The sequence below is a fragment of the Paenibacillus sp. YAF4_2 genome, assembly GCF_052113225.1.
GTDB lineage: Bacteria > Bacillota > Bacilli > Paenibacillales > Paenibacillaceae > Pristimantibacillus.
Window position 1 is genome coordinate 472,140 of sequence record NZ_JBFRCT010000002.1, and the last position, 18,678, is coordinate 490,817.

At 48.2% G+C, this 18,678-nt stretch carries 16 protein-coding genes; 15 read left to right on the forward strand and 1 reads right to left on the reverse strand.

Annotation, left to right across the window (positions count from 1 at the left end; all coding sequences use genetic code 11):
- Positions 1–60 precede the first annotated feature (60 nt).
- Positions 61–282: a hypothetical protein gene (locus AB4Y93_RS06175; RefSeq protein WP_441890015.1), complete on the forward strand. Its 222-nt coding sequence runs from the start codon at positions 61–63 to the stop codon at positions 280–282.
- Between the two features lie 181 nt (positions 283–463).
- Here AB4Y93_RS06175 and AB4Y93_RS06180 read toward each other — a convergent pair whose 3' ends face one another.
- The gene (locus tag AB4Y93_RS06180; protein WP_441890017.1) at positions 464–793 is read right to left on the reverse strand and encodes a hypothetical protein; all 330 of its coding nucleotides are present in this window, start codon (positions 791–793) and stop codon (positions 464–466) included.
- Between the two features lie 186 nt (positions 794–979).
- Here AB4Y93_RS06180 and addB point away from each other — a divergent pair, with 186 nt between their 5' ends.
- The 14 genes from addB to AB4Y93_RS06250 all read left to right on the forward strand — a co-directional run bounded on the left by addB (position 980) and on the right by AB4Y93_RS06250 (position 18,675).
- Positions 980–4,507 (forward strand): helicase-exonuclease AddAB subunit AddB, encoded by a 3,528-nt coding sequence (gene addB, locus AB4Y93_RS06185; RefSeq protein WP_441890019.1) that lies wholly within the window; start codon positions 980–982, stop codon positions 4,505–4,507.
- The gene (addA, locus tag AB4Y93_RS06190; protein WP_441890021.1) at positions 4,494–8,300 is read left to right on the forward strand and encodes a helicase-exonuclease AddAB subunit AddA; all 3,807 of its coding nucleotides are present in this window, start codon (positions 4,494–4,496) and stop codon (positions 8,298–8,300) included. Before addB ends, addA begins: the two co-directional genes overlap by 14 nt.
- A gap of 155 nt (positions 8,301–8,455) precedes the next feature.
- Positions 8,456–9,049 carry a hypothetical protein gene (locus tag AB4Y93_RS06195; protein ID WP_441890023.1) on the forward strand — a complete coding sequence of 198 codons (594 nt, stop codon included), beginning with the start codon at positions 8,456–8,458 and terminating at the stop codon, positions 9,047–9,049.
- A gap of 49 nt (positions 9,050–9,098) precedes the next feature.
- Complete coding sequence (locus AB4Y93_RS06200; RefSeq protein ID WP_441890025.1) at positions 9,099–9,506, forward strand: hypothetical protein; 408 nt, start codon at positions 9,099–9,101, stop codon at positions 9,504–9,506.
- Between the two features lie 117 nt (positions 9,507–9,623).
- Positions 9,624–9,977 (forward strand): histidine triad nucleotide-binding protein, encoded by a 354-nt coding sequence (locus AB4Y93_RS06205; protein WP_441890027.1) that lies wholly within the window; start codon positions 9,624–9,626, stop codon positions 9,975–9,977.
- Between the two features lie 90 nt (positions 9,978–10,067).
- A complete protein-coding gene (rpsU, locus tag AB4Y93_RS06210; protein ID WP_005547957.1) occupies positions 10,068–10,241 on the forward strand; it encodes a 30S ribosomal protein S21 in 174 nt (57 codons plus the stop codon).
- Between the two features lie 15 nt (positions 10,242–10,256).
- Positions 10,257–10,700: a GatB/YqeY domain-containing protein gene (locus AB4Y93_RS06215; RefSeq protein ID WP_167272418.1), complete on the forward strand. Its 444-nt coding sequence runs from the start codon at positions 10,257–10,259 to the stop codon at positions 10,698–10,700.
- Between the two features lie 164 nt (positions 10,701–10,864).
- Positions 10,865–12,241, forward strand: a complete 1,377-nt coding sequence (locus AB4Y93_RS06220; RefSeq protein ID WP_441890029.1) for an NfeD family protein — start codon at positions 10,865–10,867, stop codon at positions 12,239–12,241.
- A 37-nt stretch (positions 12,242–12,278) separates the two neighbouring features.
- The gene (floA, locus tag AB4Y93_RS06225) at positions 12,279–13,262 is read left to right on the forward strand and encodes a flotillin-like protein FloA (protein ID WP_167272420.1); all 984 of its coding nucleotides are present in this window, start codon (positions 12,279–12,281) and stop codon (positions 13,260–13,262) included.
- Between the two features lie 35 nt (positions 13,263–13,297).
- Positions 13,298–13,762, forward strand: coding sequence for a hypothetical protein (locus AB4Y93_RS06230; RefSeq protein ID WP_441890032.1), 465 nt, complete (start codon positions 13,298–13,300; stop codon positions 13,760–13,762).
- A gap of 194 nt (positions 13,763–13,956) precedes the next feature.
- Positions 13,957–14,244 carry a sporulation protein YqfC gene (gene yqfC / locus AB4Y93_RS06235; protein ID WP_167272438.1) on the forward strand — a complete coding sequence of 96 codons (288 nt, stop codon included), beginning with the start codon at positions 13,957–13,959 and terminating at the stop codon, positions 14,242–14,244.
- A gap of 2 nt (positions 14,245–14,246) precedes the next feature.
- Positions 14,247–15,440 (forward strand): sporulation protein YqfD, encoded by a 1,194-nt coding sequence (gene yqfD, locus AB4Y93_RS06240; RefSeq protein ID WP_441890034.1) that lies wholly within the window; start codon positions 14,247–14,249, stop codon positions 15,438–15,440.
- A gap of 2 nt (positions 15,441–15,442) precedes the next feature.
- Complete coding sequence (locus AB4Y93_RS06245; protein ID WP_441890036.1) at positions 15,443–16,417, forward strand: PhoH family protein; 975 nt, start codon at positions 15,443–15,445, stop codon at positions 16,415–16,417.
- A 17-nt stretch (positions 16,418–16,434) separates the two neighbouring features.
- Positions 16,435–18,675 carry an HD family phosphohydrolase gene (locus AB4Y93_RS06250; protein WP_441890038.1) on the forward strand — a complete coding sequence of 747 codons (2,241 nt, stop codon included), beginning with the start codon at positions 16,435–16,437 and terminating at the stop codon, positions 18,673–18,675.
- Positions 18,676–18,678: the final 3 nt, after the last annotated feature.

Here is an 18,678-nt window from a genome sequence, read left to right on the forward strand (position 1 = left end):
TATTCTATTTAATGGGCTTCAACAAAAAAATGATATTAAAAAGGAGATGGGATGATGGAGATGATGAGCATGAAAATGATGATGGCTATGTGTATGGAGGAAATGATGTGCAAGATGAACAATATGAAGATGATGATGGATCAAATGAACGAGATGAATCGTATGGATATGATGGATATGGGGATGGAAATGGACAGCATGATGATGAAAATGCAGGAATGTGATGAGATGCTGACATCAATGATGGGCATGATGCGTGAAATGAAACAAACGGCGATTTAGTTCAATAAATATACATTTGAATATGCATTTTTGATGTGTATAATAAGAATGTAACGCTGAGAGGCAGTCGACTGCACTTTAGCGAGGTTTCATAACGGACAAAGCAGATAACTGTATGTCTAACCAACCCATTATCCGGCAGAGCGGCTAACCGCATGCGGGATTTTTTATTTTTATAGGCTTACATCGTTTCTTTAAATCGTCTGCTAAGTTCGACACGCTTTAGCCTGAGCACCCAGACTTCTTCCTGTAAAGTTCTCAATTTGGAGGAGTCATCCGAAGTTCTTAACTGATGATAGAGATCCATCATTTTCTTATTAATGATATCGAACTGCTGCCATAACTCAGAAGCTTTTCTAGTTAGTGCAAGTTGATGGGATTCTTCTTCGGATCGGGCGAGTATGCGGATTAACTGCTGCTGCCACTCGATATCTCCGATCTGTTTGGCGTAATTGTACAAATCCAAATAATCATTTATCCATTGCCGGGCAATCGTCTGATTCGAGATCATGGCCGCCCCTCCAATCCCCTTGCGTTTATTACCTAGTATTATACTCGGTATTTAAGGGAATGCAATGGCTTTTTATAAAAAGTTAGCATAACTTCCAGAACATACGTTTGTCGTTTGAATGAAAAAGAACTGCCGATATGGTAGAATAATAGATTATGAGATGGAATCGGAAAGGAAGGTCTGGGGATGGGGCTTCGATTTGTGTTAGGCCGTTCAGGAACGGGGAAAACCACATTTTGCCTGGATGCCATTCGGGCAAAACTGCAGCGTGAACCGGATGGAGCGCCGCTTATTATGCTCGTGCCGGAGCAAGCTACTTTCCAGACAGAGTACGCCTTGCTGAAAGGAACCGAACTTTGCGGAACTATACGCGCTCAAGCTCTGAGCTTCCGGCGTCTAGCCTTTCGTGTGATGCAGGAGACAGGCGGCACTGCGCTAATACCGATCAGCGATAACGGCAAGCATATGATGCTGTTTAAGATCATTCACCGCCTAGGCAAGCAGCTGGAATTGTTCCAGAATGGTGCAGGGCAGCCGGGCTTTATTGAACGGCTTGGAGAATTGCTCACAGAGTGGAAACGCTACGGCATTGATGCAGAATTATTAAAAATAAAGACAGCTTCGGTAGAGGGGGCTTCACTTCTCAATCGCAAGCTGCATGACCTGCGCCTTGTCTATGACAAATTAGAGCTGGAGCTCAGCGGGTTATATATTGACTCCGAAGACTATTTGACGCAGTTGACCGCAAGTTACGCTTCCGCTCCAGCAATGCGAGGCGCAGAGCTGTGGATTGACGGGTTCCATGGCTTTACACCTAAGGAGTATGAAGCACTAGGAGTGTTGATTGCTTCATCTGCCGAGGTAACTGTAGCTCTGACACTAGACCGTCCTTACGATGAGGGTGAAGTGCCGCATGAGCTGGAACTGTTCCATCCTACGGCCGAAACATATGGGAAGCTGCTGGCTTTGGCAGCGCAGGCAGGCATAACGGTACAGGAGACGGTTGTTCTTAGTGAAGGAGTGCCGTCTAGATTTGGAAGTAGTCCAATGCTGGCGCATTTGGAAAAGCATTATGGAGGCAGGACGCCGATGCTTCTGCCGGATAAGAAGCTTCTTGCCGCACAGAATCCCGCATGCGGAGTATCTCTTCATGCATCTGCGAACCGGAGAGCGGAAGTTGAAGCAGCCGCTAGGGATATGGTGCGAAGAGCACGAGAGGATGGACTGCGTTGGCGCGATATGGCCGTTATGGTGCGTAATGCGACAGACTATACAGATTATATTCAAACGATATTTGATGACTATCAAATTCCTTATTTCCTTGACCAAAAGAACAATACCGTTCATCATCCGCTCGTCGAATTTATTCGTTCGGCGCTGGAGACTGTGCTTCATGGCTGGCATTATGAGGCTGTTTTCCGCTGTATTAAGACAGAGCTGTTATTCCCGATTGATGGGAGCATGTCCAGAGAGCTGTTCGACCGGCTGGAGAATTACGTTCTTGCCGCGGGTGTAGACGGCTGGAAATGGCTTGACCGCTCCAGGTGGCAGCCGTTAATGCAGCAATCACTGGAAGATGAACCTGAGACGGCAGCAGAGCCAAGCGCCAAAGCTAAACGCGAGTTTAATGCTGTGCTGGCTGCTAGAGAGGCTATCGTGCCTCCGCTTCGTCGATTTGAACAGGCTTTGAAAAAAGCACCAAACGTAAAGGCCATGTGCGAAGCGCTGTATCGTCTGCTAGACCACTCTGATGCAGCTGATCGTTTGGAGCGCTGGAGCCGTGAGGACAGCGCTGCAGGGCGCACACAGCGTGCTAGGGCCCATCGTCAGCTATGGGATGGCGTGATGCAGCTGCTCGACCAGCTCGTTGAGATGGTTGGTGATGAGGAGATGCCGCCTGAGCTGTTCGCTGGCATGATAGAGACAGGCCTTGAGAATTTGAAGCTGGCGGCAGTTCCACCTGCCCTAGATCAGGCGTTGATCGGCAGTATGGACCGGACTCGTTCTGGGGATGTGAAGATTTGTTATGTGCTTGGTGCTAATGACGGTGTGATGCCGATGCGTATTCAAGAGGACGGTGTGCTGACCGAGCAGGAACGGGAGCGGCTGGCTGATGAAGGGCTTGTTATGGCTCCTGGCGTCCGACGACGCCTCTTGGATGAACGTTTCTTGATTTATAATGCTTTAACCACACCAAGCGCTCATCTGTGGATCAGCTGGGCGCAGGCAGACGAAGAAGGCAAAAGCCTTCTGCCTTCCGAAGTGATTCGGCAGGTTAAGCAGCTGTTCCCTGGCATCCCTGTCTATCAAGCCGCTGGTGAGCCTTCTCCTGGAATGGAAGAAGATGAGCAGCGCTCCTATATAGAACATCCACAGCGGACGCTGGCCTATTTGATTACCGAACTACGGGCTTGGCGGCAAGGAGCGGACATTGCGCCTTTCTGGTGGGATATGTACAACTGGTATGCCATACGTCCCGAATGGCAGGATAAGCTTCAACTGCTTAATGCATCCCTCAGCTACTCGAACCAAGAGCAGGAGCTCACGTTGGCAACGGCGGAACAGCTGTATGGCACTAGACTCAGGGCAAGTGTATCTCGTATGGAGCGGTTCGTTTCTTGTCCTTTTCAACATTTTGCAATCCATGGCCTGCGTCTTCGGGAACGGCAGATGTACCGGCTTGAAGCGCCGGATGTCGGCCAACTGTTCCACGCGGCACTCAGCCGCTTGGCAGGAGGTCTTGGTCAACGCTGGGGCTCGATGCCGGAAGGACAGATACGTGAAGCGGCAGCCAAAACTGTTGATGAGCTTGCTCCAAGACTGCAATCGCAAATTTTGCTCAGCAGCGGCAGATTTCAATATATCGCCCGCAAGCTGAAGGAGATTGTTGCACAAGCAGCCGTAATCTTAAGTGAGCATTCACGCAGAGCACAGTTCCAGCCTGTTGGGCTGGAGGTTGATTTTGGTCCGGATGGAACGCTCCCTTCGCTTATCATTCCACTTAATAATGGCGGGACGATGGAGATTATCGGAAGGATTGACCGCGTAGATGCGGCTGAGACGGAGGAAGGGCTATTGCTGCGTGTGCTCGACTATAAGTCCAGCTCCACACAGCTGAGGCTGGAAGAAGTGGCATTTGGCCTGTCGTTGCAGATGCTCACTTATTTGGATGTGCTTGTTACTCATGCTTCAGAATGGCTAGGCAAGCCGGCATCGCCTGCTGGTGTGCTTTATTTCCATGTTCATAATCCTATGCTTGCCGTATCGAACGGTTTGTCCGGAGCGGAAGTAAATGCAAGAATGTTGAAAAAGTTCAAGACACGTGGTCTTATAACTGCTGAGGCGGAGACAGCACGATTAATGGACGACCAGCTGGAATCCGGTTATTCGGAAATCCTGCCCATTGCACTTAAGCGTGACGGCGGATTTTACAGCAGCTCTTCCGTTGTTACAGACGAACAGTGGGATACCCTTCGAAGCTCGGTTAGACGTACAATTGGCCGGATTGGCTCAGAGATTGGCTGCGGGAAAGTATCCATTGAACCGTACCGTCTCGGAACCAAGTCCCCATGTCAATATTGCGATTATAAGCCGGTATGCCAATTTGATCCGTTGTTTGACGGCAATGAATATATGAAGCTTGGCAAGCTCTCTGAAGAAGAAATATGGCAGCAGCTGCAAGGAGAGGAGGAGATAACTCATGGAAACGACTAATGTGCCGGCAAAACCGGAGAACAGTACTTGGACAGATGACCAGTGGCGTGCGATTGTAACCGAAGGGTCGGATGTTCTGGTCGCAGCAGCAGCTGGTTCTGGTAAGACAGCTGTTCTTGTAGAACGGATTATCCGGAAGATCTCTTCCTTCTCAGATGTTGACAGACTGCTTGTTGCTACGTTTACGAAAGCCGCGGCAGCCGAGATGAAAGACCGGATCAGGATCGCACTGGAAAAGGAGCTCGAGCGGCAGCCGGATTCCGAGCATTTGCGGAGGCAACTTGCGCTTATGAATCGGGCGTCGATTACGACACTTCACTCTTTTTGCCTGGACGTCATTCGCCGGTATTATCCATTGATTGGGCTTGATCCTGGCTTCCGGATTGCGAACGAAACGGAAAGCGAACTGATGCGGATCGACGTGCTCGATCAATTGTTCGAGGAGAAGTATGAGGGTGCTGGTGACGATGGTGCATTCCTGCGTCTAGCGGACCGTTACGGCGGAGAACGCGGAGATGAACCCTTATACAGACTGGTTCAGCAGCTATATGACTTCGCTCAAAGCCATCCGTGGCCTGAGCATTGGCTGCGACAGACAGCTGCGAGCTTTGCGGTGAACAATGTGGAGGAGCTTCGCAGCAGCCCGTGGGTGCTAAGTCTCCGGTCTGATGTTGAGATGGCATTGTCAGGAGCAGCTTCCTTGTTGAATCAAGCCATGCAGTTGACCAGAGAACCTGCCGGCCCAGCCCCTTATGCTGCAACCTTCGAAGAGGATCTAGGGCTCGTGAATGGACTCTCAGAGACGGTACGTATGCTCCCTTGGGAGCTGTGGTTTGAGTCATTTCAATCGATTCAATTCGGTAAGCTTAAGGCCTTGCGCGGCGATGATTATGATAAAACTATGCAGGAACAGGCCAAAGAGCTTCGCGACAACGCGAAAAAGCTGATCAGCTCGCTTGCTGATGAGTTGTTTGGCCGCTCTGCAGAGGAATTTGCTGACGAGATGCAAGAGCTCTCACCACTGATGGGGGCTTTGTCTGAGCTTGTTATCGAGTTCGGACAAAGATATGAAGCAGCTAAACGGGCTAAAGGGCTGCTTGATTTCGGCGATCTAGAACATTATTGCCTGCGAATATTGCGGGCACCGGAATCGACGCCTGAAGTAACGGCTCCATCATCAGCTGCGCTTGAATATCAACGACAATTTGATGAGATCCTGCTCGATGAGTATCAAGATACGAACATGGTGCAAGAGGCTATTGTATCTCTGATCGCGAATCCGAATGCAGGTAATCGCTTTATGGTAGGCGATGTTAAGCAGAGTATTTACCGGTTCCGTCTTGCAGAGCCTAATTTGTTTATGAGTAAGTATAAAAATTACGGAGCACCTGGCGGAAATGGCCTGCGCATTGACCTTGCCCGTAATTTCCGAAGCCGGCTTGAAGTCGTCGATGGAGTTAACGACGTGTTCCGCACCATTATGCGGGAATCCGTTGCAGAGATGGATTATGACACGCGGGCTGAGCTTGTATGCGGCGCCTCATATCCTGAGCCAGAGAAGGCTGGACGATTTGCCGTGGAGCTCGCGGTTATTGATAAAGCAGGCTCTCCCGAATCTGAGGAGAATCAAACGTCAGCTGATTCCGAAGAGGATGCCGAGCAAGGATCAAGCGGAGCTGAATCAGTCGAAGAGCTTCAAACCGCACAATTGGAGGCTCGTCTCATTGCCCGTCAAATTAGAACGCTGCTTGATGAGGGCTTCCGGGTGTATGATGGCAAGAAGCGGGAAAGTCGTCCAATGGAATGGCGTGATATCGTTATCTTGCTGCGTGCTACCCAGCAGTGGTCGCCTGTCATCATTGAAGAGCTTCAAGCTGCGGGCATTCCAGGGTATGCAGAGCTCAGCAGCGGATATTTTGATGCAACAGAGGTGGAGACGATCTTATCCCTGCTTCGTGTAATCGATAATCCGTATCAAGATATTCCGCTAGCGGGCACGCTTCGTTCACCAATCTTTGGGCTAAATGCCGAGGAACTTGCACTCATTCGAATTGGTGCGATTCATGACACTTATTATGATGCCGTGCTGCAGGCGGCTGGCGATCTGCTGCTTCCTGAGGAGCTAAGACGTAAGCTGTCGCTGTTCCTCGATCGGCTTGACCGATGGCGGAATGACGCGAGACAAGGCTCCTTAGCAGATTTGATCTGGAGCATCTATCGGGAGACGGGTTATTATGATTTTGCCGGTGGACTTCCGGGAGGGATACAGCGGCAGGCAAACTTAAGGGCCTTACATGACCGTGCTCGCCAATATGAGGCGACTTCGTTCCGTGGTTTATTCCGGTTCCTGCGGTTTGTTGAGCGGATGAGAGACAGCGGTGGAGACCTAGGTACAGCAAGGGCACTTGGTGAGCAGGAGAATGTTGTACGCATCATGTCCATTCATAAGAGTAAAGGTCTGGAATTCCCGGTTGTGTTTGTGGCAGGGTTAGGTAAGAACTTCAATCAGCAGGATTTGCGAAGTGCCTTTCTAAAGCATAAGCAGCTGGGGTTTGGTCCTAAATTTATTGATCCGCAGAAGCGGGTCAGTTATCCAGCCTTGCCATTCTTGGCCATTCGTCGACGTATGCGGATGGAGATGCTCGCGGAAGAAATGCGGATCCTGTATGTTGCTTTAACACGTCCTAAGGAAAAAATGTTCCTAATTGGCACAGTATCGGATGCTGCTGCCAAGCTTCGCCGCTGGCAATCGGCTACGGATTCAAATGGGAATATTTCAGATTTCCGGCTTAGCACGGCTTCAACCTTCCTAGATTGGCTTGGCCCGCTTGCTGCTTCTTCCTTTAATCAAATGCCTGATGATTCTATCTCCGGTGAGGAAGAATCACGCTTGCTGCAATGGAGGGCTGGTGTTGTTGAGGCGTCAATGTTGGGCCTCGAAGTCGCTGTAGGCACAGAGCAGCCAACAGATGGGGATCAAGAGCGAGAGGATCGGCTTCAAGGGGTTCTGTCATTAGCACAGCTTGATCAAGTGGAAGTCGACGAGGAGCTCCGTATTCGATTGGAGTGGCAGTATAGCCATCAGGCGTCAACTGTCGTAGCTGCAAAAACGTCGGTTACCGAGATGAAACGTCTTCATTCAGAAATCTATGAGGAAGCGGAGCCTATGATACCTGCAGTCATTACTGAGCAGGATGATAGCACAAAGAATGCAGGAAGCGGAAGCTACACGTTCCGTTTAAGACGACCTCGATTCATGGAGGAAGCGGCATTAACAGCTGCTGAGAAGGGAACAGTCAGTCATTTGCTCATGCAGCATATCCCTCTTACTGGTGTCGTAAGTGTAGCTGAGCTGGAGACGATGCTCAGCGATATGATCGCGCGAAGACTGCTTACTACAAGGCAGGCGGAATCAATTGATTTGCCTGCTGTTGCCTCTTTCTTCGAAACGGCAATTGGTCAGCGATTAGTCGCCGCTGATTGGGTTCGCAGGGAAGTGCCATTCAGCTGTATGTTTCCGGCCCATCGTGTGTACCCGAGTCTTTCTGCGGACGCCGCTGGCGAACCGGTGCTCATTCAAGGCGTTATTGACTGTTTGTTCGAAGACGCGGATGGGGTTGTACTGCTAGATTACAAAACGGATCGCATCTATATGAAGCAGTGGGAGCAGGCGGCTGAACGTCATAGATTCCAGCTCGAGCTGTATGCGGAAGCCATTGAATCTGTCATTGGTAAGCCGATTGCCGAAAGTCATGTCTTTTTCTTTGATGGAGGACAGGCGGTTCGATTATAGTTAAAACTTTCTATAGACAGTTACATCGGAAGCATAAGCCTTAAAACTTTCTATAGAAAGTTACATCGGAAGCATATACCTAAAAACTTTCCAGCAGGAAAGTTTTTAGGTATCATACATATGCATTGCTCAATGATCAGGAAGGATGGACATTCATGGAACAGGAACAACAATCGAAGAAACGGTCATATGCGTTGCCGATCACGTTACTGCTGCTTGTATTTAGTCTCACCGGTAATGTTTTCTTGTATTCGCAATCGCTGCAAGGGGAACAAAACAATAAGTATGATAAAGGTATAGCGATAATCGGGTCAGCGACTAAAGCATCCGCTTATTATCAGGCTGTATTGGATATTGCCGGGGCTTTGCTTGATGGTAAAGATACTGATGCTGGCGCGGTTATCCGGGATGCCTCAGGCGTAAATGAGTTTTTGCAGCAATCACACAGCTTTGACGAGAGCAAGTATGATTCCGATCAAGTATTTGACTATATCATTGATGTCATTAATTCGCTCCAATACATTAATGAGCAGGATGGAACACTTACAGAAGCAGAAGCCGGCTATTTGAAATCTTTGAAGGACGTTTATGCGTCGCAGCTGGCGATTTTGGAGCAGTTTCAATTTGAGGCAGCCAAGTCACGCAGCGGTTCTATCCAGATTGGGGCCGGTATCGGGTGGCTTGATATTGCGAAGCAGCTTGAGCAGTCAATCAACGAGCATTCTAGCATGAAATATCCAGCCCAGTAGCCAAATGCCCAGTCCTGCATACGATAGTAGCAGACGGGAGGCTCACAAGATGGAGAAAAGCAAGAAGGAAAAAGGTAAGTCATCAGAGGTAAAACCAGCCGCTTCCAAGCCTGCTCTAATTGCTCCGGCGAAGGTGGAGAATCAAGCCCTTGCAGCAGAAGCAGCTATAGCCGTGCAGCAGAAGCAGTCGCTGCAAGATCATTGTTCCGCGCATATGCACCGGTATGTGCTTGCCCAAACGCATGACGGCTGGTGTATTGATGGGATTGTTGAGTATGTGGATGACAAATATATCTGTTTGGCCGTACCTTGCAGCGGGTCACTTGGCTGGGATGCCAGAGCTTTTGTACCATACCCTGGACTGTACCCATATCCGTATTATCCAAGAGGACGGTTCTATCGTCAGGTGCTGCCGCTCTCAGGTTTACTCGCCCTGTCGCTGCTGCCATTTTATTAAAAGGATGCTGTACCGGCTCACAAACGCGGCTGCGTTCTGACTGGCGTCCGCCGATTGGACGAGCATACCTGTTATCGGTTATAATATGGAATAGTATGGATGAAGGGAGGGGCATATTTGGATTGCATTTTTTGCAAAATTATCGAGGGCTCCATTCCTTCGAGTAAAGTGTACGAAACCGAGAACGTAATCGCATTCAAAGATATTCAGCCTGCGGCTCCTGTACATATATTGATTATTCCAAAAAAACATATTCCTACGATGAACGATGTAACTGAAGAGGATGATTCGGTTATCGCGGAATTGTTCGCAGCAGCGCGAGAAATCGCTAAGCAGCAAGGAATTGCCGAGTCAGGCTATCGGCTGATTAATAATGTGAATAGTGATGGCGGCCAGGTCGTATATCATTTACACATCCATTTATTAGGTGGAGAGAAACTTGGAGCGTTAGTAGGAAATAGTGTAAGTTGACACTTCATTTTGTTTTGTCTTATAATGAAATTTGATAAACCGTGTTTATTTAATGCTCTGGACGGTCTGTTTCGGAGGGAGGGAAAACTGGTGTCTGAAACTAAAGTTCGCAAAAACGAAACTATTGATGCTGCGCTTCGCCGCTTTAAACGTTCCATCGCTAAAGATGGTGTTTTGGCTGAGGTGAAAAAACGCAAGCATTATGAAAAGCCAAGTGTTAAGCGCAAGAAGAAGTCTGAGGCTGCGCGTAAGAGAAAGTTTTAGGAGGATCCTTCCATAATGAACCTGAGCGATAGATTGACCGACGATATGAAGCAAGCCATGAAGAATCAGGACAAGTTCAAGTTGACGACGATTCGTATGATTCGTGCGGCAATTAAAAATTTGGAGATTGATTTGAAGCGTCCTCTTGAGGATACTGAAGTGGTAGATATACTCAGTCGTGAGATCAAACAACGTAAAGATTCCCTCCAAGAATTTAGCAAAGCCGGCAGAGATGATCTGGTTACAGATCTTTCAGCAGAAATTGAAATTATTAGTCAATACCTTCCCGTTCAGCTGACCGAAGAAGAGATTAAAGCGATTGTAACGCAGACCATCCAGGAACTCGGTGCTTCTTCTAAAGCCGAGATGGGAAAAGTCATGGGTGCGCTTTTGCCAAAAACAAAAGGGCGCGCTGATGGTAAACTAGTAAATCAATATGTACAACAATTTCTGCAATAACTATATGTTCGGACGGAAACACCCCTTAACAGGGGTGTTTTTGCTTTAACTAGACTTTCACGTTAAGAGTCGCTAAGCTATTTTCACGTAGTTGTGACAATTTTGAAACATAATGTACATATAAGCGTATAAACGGTTACTGATTGAAAAGGAGGAGCGACACTTTGCAAACGAAACGTTGGCATAGATCGGCTGTCATTTGGCCGCTTCTGATGCTCGTCTCACTGCTGCTTGCGACCGTTGGAGGGCTGCTGTCAGGGGGCAAGGCTGTGCAAGGCGCTGAAGCGGGAAGCATCGGTCCCGCCGTATACGTCGTGCCGGTTAAGCAGTCGGTTGAGTCAGGACTCAAGTCCTTTTTGGAAAGGGCGTATAAAGAAGCGGCAGAGGCTAAAGCAGAAAGAGTCGTGCTTGTCATTAATACATTTGGCGGAGAAGTGACAAGTGCCGAGGAAATCGGAGAGCTAATCCGCAAGAGCCAAATTCCGACAACCGCTTTCGTTGAAGGAAAAGCCGTATCGGCAGGCACGTATATTGCGCTTAATGCGCAAAATATTGTGATGGAACCACAAAGTACAATTGGTGCTGCAGCAGTTGTTGATGGTTCAGGGAAACTCATTGATAGTCCAAAGGTGATTTCCTTCTGGGTGAAAACGATGAGGGATGCAGCCGAGCTGAATGGGCGTAATCCAGATATTGCAGCTGCGATGGTTGATCAGAGCTTTGTGTTATCTATGCCAGAGATTAGTCAGACCAAGCAAGCTGGACAGATTCTCACTTTAACCGCAGATGAGGCGGTAAAGGTAGGCTATGCGGAGCACAAAGCGCAATCGGTTGAAGAGACGATCAAATGGCTTGGTCTCGATAACCGGGAGCGCATTGATCTAAAGCCTTCCGTAGCTGAGAAGATTGCAACATGGCTGGTGAATCCTCTAGTTATGACGGTACTCTTCACATTAGGTATTGCAGGTATTGCCATTGAGCTGTTTGTTCCAGGCTTTGGCATTCCGGGACTTGTCGGGATTGTATCTTTTGGCTTATATTTCTTTGGTCATTATGTAGCCGGATTTGCAGGAATGGAGTCTGTTGTACTATTCGTGATAGGTATAGCCCTATTGGTCATAGAGCTGTTTGTACCAAGCTGGGGTGTACTTGGCATCATTGGCAGTGTTTCGCTAGTTGCAGGCGTTCTGACCGCGGCTTCCAGCCCGCTTACAGCTTTTGTCTCGCTGGTCATTGCTTTGGTAGTAGCTGCGGTCATCTTGTACTTCGTCGTTCGCAAATATAAAGACAGAGGGATCTGGAACAAATTTATTTTGCGCGAGAAGCTGACAACGGATAAGGGCTATCTGTCCGCGGAAACAAAGGATGAACTTCTCGGTAAGGAAGGTGTAGCTATTACGCCGCTTCGTCCAGCAGGAACGATCCTGATCGGGGAGAACCGAATTGATGTCGTCACCTCTGGGGAATTTGTTGCCTCAGGCAAGACAGTGAAGGTCATTAAGACCGAAGGGACCTGGGTTGTCGTAAGAGAAGTAGTATAGGATAATAAGAAAAAAATGACATGGAGGGTTATACCAAATGGATCCGATTGTATCCGTCTTAATTATTGTAGTGGTTGCGATTATTGTTCTCTCCGTATTTTTAAGCTTTTTCCCGATTATGCTGTGGATCTCGGCCCTTGCCTCGGGCGTAAGAATCGGCATTATCACACTCGTTGCTATGCGTCTTCGCCGCGTAGTGCCTAGCAGGATCGTGAACCCGTTGATTAAAGCAACGAAGGCTGGACTTGGACTTACGATTAATCAGCTTGAGAGCCATTTCCTGGCTGGCGGTAACGTTGACCGTGTTGTTAATGCTCTGATTGCAGCGCAACGTGCGAACATTCCGCTCGTCTTTGAACGTGCAGCAGCGATTGATCTAGCTGGCCGTGACGTTCTGCTAGCGGTACAAATGAGCGTTAACCCGCGAGTGATTGAGACACCTATCGTAGCGGCAGTAGCAAAAAATGGGATTGAAGTGAAAGTTAAGGCGCGTGTAACGGTTCGTGCGAATATTGAACGCCTCGTCGGCGGTGCTGGTGAAGAAACGATTATCGCTCGTGTAGGCGAAGGTATTGTTACAACCGTAGGTTCTTCGGATTCTCATAAAGATGTGCTTGAGAATCCTGATATGATCTCACGTACCGTTCTTGGCAAAGGTTTAGACGCGGGTACTGCATTTGAAATCTTATCGATCGATATTGCGGACGTCGATGTAGGCAAAAACATTGGTGCGCAACTGCAAACCGAGCAAGCAGAGGCTGATAAACGTATCGCCCAAGCGAAAGCCGAAGAGCGTCGCGCAATGGCGGTTGCACACGAGCAAGAGATGAAAGCCCGCGTCGTTGAGATGCGCGCGAAGGTTGTAGAATCCGAATCGCAAGTACCACTTGCGATGGCAGATGCTCTTAAATCCGGTAAAATTGGCGTTATGGATTATATGAACCTTAAAAATATTGAAGCCGATACTCAAATGCGTAACACAATTGGCAAGCCGGACACTCCTGCTGATAAAGACAACTAAGGCGCCTTGCCGCGTCGCTTGATGGAGGTGCAGGTGTGAATGTAATCAGTTTTCTTCTAGATAATATTTATTGGGTCATCGTTGTAGGCGGAGTTCTCTACTCGATGTTTGGCCGTAACCGATCCAAAGGGCGCACGAACCGTATGCCAAGCTTTGGTGGTGGAAACGATCCAAATCGGGAATCCCGGCACGAAACGAATTGGGAGGAAGAGGAAGAAAAGAGCGTAGAGCCTGCAAGGCCGGTCGTTGCAAGACCTCCTTCCGAGCCGTCGCAGCCTGAAGTGATCGCGTCTTATGAGCGATCCCCTCAAGCGCCTGCACGCCGCCCAGAGCCGCCTCGCGCTCGTATGGCTTATTCCAGGTCGGATGTCATAGCTCCACTCCCTGAGAGCCCAAAGGAGGCTGTTACGTTGTCTCCGAAGGTTGAGGAGATGCGTAAAGCAGTTGTATGGGCTGAGATTTTAGGGCCTCCGCGTTCTAAACGACCATTTGGCAAATAAAAAAGCACACTTTATCCGCCGTGCGAAAACAATTAACGACTGGCTTATGATGCTTAAACATCATGAGCCAGTCGTTTTCTATTTTTATCCATAAAGGATGGAATCGTTTATCTCATAATTCACTCCGCTCAAGCATATTTTGGTACAGTACGATAATGTGCACTCGCGCGGCGGAGGGGGACAATGGATCAGATATGGGCCGTATAAACCGAAAATTACGCAAATGGACTGCCGATATATTGGATTTGCCGCAGGATGTTGTCTATGATCTGCCCCGGATGACCATGATTGGCGACCGCCAGCTTTATATCGAGAACCACCGAGGTGTTCTTCATTTCTCGAGCGAGAAGCTTAGACTTGCACTCAGCAAAGGCGAGCTCGAGGTTACCGGAACCTCGCTTGTTATACGGACAATTTGGACGGAAGAAGTGTTCATAGAAGGTCAGATTAAAAGTATTGAAGTAAGGGATCAGGAGGGATAAGCATGGCTGGTCAATGGCTGCAGTGGGTGCGCGGTGTTGTTACGGTGCATATCAGGGATGGACAACCTGAAAGGCTTGTCAATCGGGCTCTCGAGGGGGGGCTCGAGTTGTCTTCCATAAGGTGGACAAGCGACGGGAAGCTGGAATTTGAACTGTCCGTTGGAGATTTTTTTCGTCTTCGTCCGTTCTTGAAGGAGACAGGCTGCCGCGTACATGTAACGAAAAGACATGGGATGCCTTTTTGGCTCATCCGGGTGGAGAAGAGAAAGTTTTTTGCTATTGGACTAGGCGTTTTTTTCATCGGCATTTATTTATTGTCCTCGCTTGTCTGGTCAATCGAAGTGAAGGGGAACGTCAAGCTGACGGAGGAGCAAATCCTGGCTGCGGCCAAGCAAGAGGGAATATTCCCCATGCAGTGGTCATTCAAGTTAAAGAATAAAGATGTTTTATCCAAGGAACTGGTCACTGACCTTCCAGGAGCCACGTGGGTTGGTGTGGAGAAAAAAGGGACAAGGATCATCATTCAAGTCGTTGAAGCAACAGAGCCGGATAAGCCAGAGCTGGAAAGTCCACGTCATCTTATAGCTTCTGATGATGCTGTGATCACGGAGATATATACCGAGAAAGGGCGGCCTGTCGYCAAGAAAAATATGAAGGTGCGTAAAGGACAAACCCTTATTTCCGGAACGATCGGAGGGGGCGAGTATACACAATCGGTAGTCGCAAAGGGCAAAGTCCGGGGCCTTGTATGGTATGAATATAATGTGGCATCTCCTTTGACTCAGGAGGTAAAGGTATATACCGGCGAGAAGAAAACAAAGTGGTATGCCGTGATTGGCAACCGTGCGCTGCAAGTCAGTGGATATGGTAAAAATCCATTTGGCACCTCAGAGGATGTTGTCTATGAGGAACAAGCAGCCTGGCGCAATTGGAAACTGCCGTTTGGGCGTCTGAAGAAGACGATTATGGAGGTTCGTACGGACGTAAGGGAGCTTTCTGTCGAAGAAGCAAAAAATAACGGTATGCTTGAGGCAAAAGCAGATGTGATTCAGAAAGCAGGCAGTGATGCTGTCGTATTAAAGGAAATTGTTTTGCATGAAAACTCGGACAATGGTAAAGTTTATATGAAAGTTCTTTTTGAAGTGGAGCAATCAATCGTAGAAGAGATGCCACTAGTCCAGATGCAAGGAGATTGAGGTTGTTGCAGAGTGAAGCAAAAGTAGTCAAAATTCCGCTCCAGAATGCCGTAGAGGGTTTGGCCGTATTTGGTCCCCAAGATAAGTTTCTTAAGCTCGTGCAGCAGCAGATGGAGGCAACTCTATCTTCTCGCGAAGCGGAAATTGTCATTTCCGGTCCGGTGCAAGAGGTGGAATCACTAGAGCAGTTCTATAATGTGCTGCTACAGCTCGTCCGTGGTGGATATACGCCTTCGGAGAGAGATATTACCTATGCGTTAGATCTAGCACGCGACATGCAAGCGGAAGAATTGCTCGATTTGCTTAAAGCTGAAATTACGACGACTTACAGAGGCAAGCCGATTCGCGTGAAGACAATCGGTCAGCGCCATTATGTGAAGACGATCAAGAAGCAGGATATCGTGTTTGGGATCGGACCTGCAGGTACCGGTAAAACCTATCTTGCGGTTGTTCTAGCTGTGGCAGCGCTTAAAGAAAACTCTGTTAAAAAAATAATACTGACTCGTCCTGCCGTAGAGGCGGGTGAAAGTTTAGGCTTCCTGCCAGGTGACCTGCAAGAGAAGGTTGACCCTTATTTGCGACCGCTCTATGATGCACTTCATGATGTCCTTGGCCCTGATCAAACGGTGAAGGCATTTGAGCGTGGTACAATTGAGATCGCACCACTTGCGTATATGCGTGGCCGTACGCTAGACGATGCCTTTATTATTTTGGACGAAGCACAAAATACGACTCCAGAGCAAATGAAGATGTTCCTGACTAGGCTCGGATTTGGTTCGAAGATGGTTATCACAGGCGATGTAACGCAAATCGATTTGCCGCGTGGTAAAAACTCGGGTCTCATCGAAGCGCAGCGTATTCTTAGAGATATTGAGGAAATTGGTTTCATTCATTTCACAGAGCAAGACGTCGTTCGCCATTCCTTGGTTCAAAAAATAATCGTGGCATACAACTGGGACGCTGAAAACAAAGCATAGAGAGGGATGTCCGCTCCATGAATCAGACTCAGGCCGGTAAACAAGCTTACCAGCAGCGGGAGAAGCCGGCTGGCTGGAAACAGAGTGCGGCTGTACGTTACTTGCTATTATTTATGTTCGTGTTGTTATTCTATTTCAGTCTGGCGCCACATGTGGTACCGGAAACTTATGACATTCAAGTGGATGCTCCAAGTGATAAGGATATAGCAGCACCGCATCAAATTTTTGATAGCAAGGCAACGCTTGAAGCACAGGAAGAAGCGGCGAATAAGATTGATTCGATATACTCTAACGTCGCCCTGCGCAACGAACAGCTGATTGATCAGATTTTTGCCCGGATTGAGCAATTGAATTTGGATGATCAAGTGACGGTACAGAACAAGGTTGAAATCTATCGGAATGAGATTCCCGGTAAATACAGCATGTTCGTAGATAATTTCGTTAAGATGAATTTGGGCTCCGATAAATATAGCGATACTTTGCTTGATGAAATGACGAAGGTGATCAAGGAGCAGGTCTATACGATCCCTGAGGAGACCTTCTACAAGCTGCCTAACTTATCGCTAGACCAATTGGAAGAGATGCGTACCGTTAGTCTAGATGTCGTTCGTAAGTTGATGAGTGAACAGCTGCGTGATGCAGAGACGGCACGAACAAAGGTCGCTGAGCTTGTAAACGCAAGTTCATTAACGAATCGTACAAGCCGGGAGATTGTTCAGGAATTGGCGCGTTTTACGATTATGCCAAACCGGTTCCTTGATCAACAGGCTACCGACGAAGCGAAGATTCTGGCTAAGCAGAATACACCGCAGGTCGTAATCAAGGAAGGCGATCTCATCGTGAAACGCGGGGAGATTATTACGCCTGAAATGTATGAACTGCTGAAAGAATCGGAATTGCTGCAGGATAAACGGAACTATTGGCCGCAGCTTGGTCTTCTGTTAATGTCCGTGATGATCATTGTCGGTCTGTACACGTATCTGCATCAATATAGCGGCAGCAGCGGCACGAAGCCAAGCTACAGTAATACTCATTTGCTTATGCTGTGGCTCATTTATTTGATTAATATCATTACGATGCAGGTCATCTCGCTTACACAAACGGACTCAGCTCCTTATGCAGGTTATTTGGCGCCTGCAGCACTAGGTACGATGCTAATTACGCTGCTGCTTGATGTGCATCTTGCTTTAATCAGCTCCGTTTTGTTTGCGATTGCCGGAAGTATTATACTGAATACACAAACGGGGCAAATTTTCGATTTCCAATACGGCTTTGTCATTATCGTTGTTTCTCTAGCAGCGATTTTCTCGATTCATCGAGCAAGCCAGCGGTCCACGATTCTGAAAGCCGGCATTATGGTCAGCTTGTTTGGATCGTTAGCCGTATTGTCGTTAATGTTCCTGACGGAACAACTCGAACAAGGACCGTTAGTGTACTCACTCGCTTTCGCTTTCGCAAGTGGATTGTTAACTGCTATTCTTGTGATTGGTCTTATGCCCTTCTTTGAAATTACGTTTGGTATATTGTCCGCTTTGAAGCTGGTAGAGCTCTCTAATCCGAATCATCCGTTGCTGCGCAAGCTGTTAACAGAGACGCCGGGAACTTACCATCACAGCGTAATGGTAGGCAACTTGGCTGAAGCGGCTGCTGAAGCTATTGGCGCGGATGGGCTGCTCTGCCGCGTAGGCTCCTATTACCATGATATCGGCAAGACGAAACGGCCAAGCTATTTTATCGAGAATCAGACTAACATGGAAAATCCGCATGATACGATTGAGCCGAAGTTGAGTAAATCGATTATTGTAGCGCATGCCCGTGACGGTGTGGATATGCTGAAGTCGCAAAATCTTCCGAAGCCCATCCGCGATATTGCGGAGCAGCATCATGGAACAACCTCGCTGAAGTTTTTCTACTTCAAAGCGCTTAAGCAGGCCGAGGAGCAGGGGGTCCAAGCAAACTTCACTGAAGACGACTATCGCTATCCGGGTCCCAAAGCGCAATCGAAGGAAGCGGCTATTGTTGGACTTGCCGATTGTGTTGAGGCAGCTGTCCGAAGCCTGAGAAGCCCAACAGTGGAACAGGTAGAGGCAATGATCCAGAAGATTATTAAAAGTCGGGTAGATGACAATCAATATAATGAATGCGATCTGACAATGAAAGAGCTTGATAAAATCGCTCATTCCTTGAAGGAAAGTGTAATTGGCATATTCCACTCGCGCATTGAATATCCGGAAGATGTAAAACCAAAGGAGCGTTAACTT

Bases quoted from the DNA above. Each gene is read 5' to 3' on its own strand.
- addB (WP_441890019.1), top strand. From the start codon at position 980: ATGGGGCTTCGATTTGTGTTAGGCCGTTCAGGAACGGGGAAAACCACA.
- addA (WP_441890021.1), top strand. From the start codon at position 4,494: ATGGAAACGACTAATGTGCCGGCAAAACCGGAGAACAGTACTTGGACA.
- AB4Y93_RS06180 (WP_441890017.1), bottom strand. From the start codon at position 793: ATGATCTCGAATCAGACGATTGCCCGGCAATGGATAAATGATTATTTG.
- AB4Y93_RS06175 (WP_441890015.1), top strand. From the start codon at position 61: ATGATGAGCATGAAAATGATGATGGCTATGTGTATGGAGGAAATGATG.
- AB4Y93_RS06250 (WP_441890038.1), top strand. From the start codon at position 16,435: ATGAATCAGACTCAGGCCGGTAAACAAGCTTACCAGCAGCGGGAGAAG.
- AB4Y93_RS06195 (WP_441890023.1), top strand. From the start codon at position 8,456: ATGGAACAGGAACAACAATCGAAGAAACGGTCATATGCGTTGCCGATC.
- AB4Y93_RS06215 (WP_167272418.1), top strand. From the start codon at position 10,257: ATGAACCTGAGCGATAGATTGACCGACGATATGAAGCAAGCCATGAAG.
- yqfC (WP_167272438.1), top strand. From the start codon at position 13,957: ATGGGCCGTATAAACCGAAAATTACGCAAATGGACTGCCGATATATTG.
- floA (WP_167272420.1), top strand. From the start codon at position 12,279: ATGGATCCGATTGTATCCGTCTTAATTATTGTAGTGGTTGCGATTATT.
- AB4Y93_RS06200 (WP_441890025.1), top strand. From the start codon at position 9,099: ATGGAGAAAAGCAAGAAGGAAAAAGGTAAGTCATCAGAGGTAAAACCA.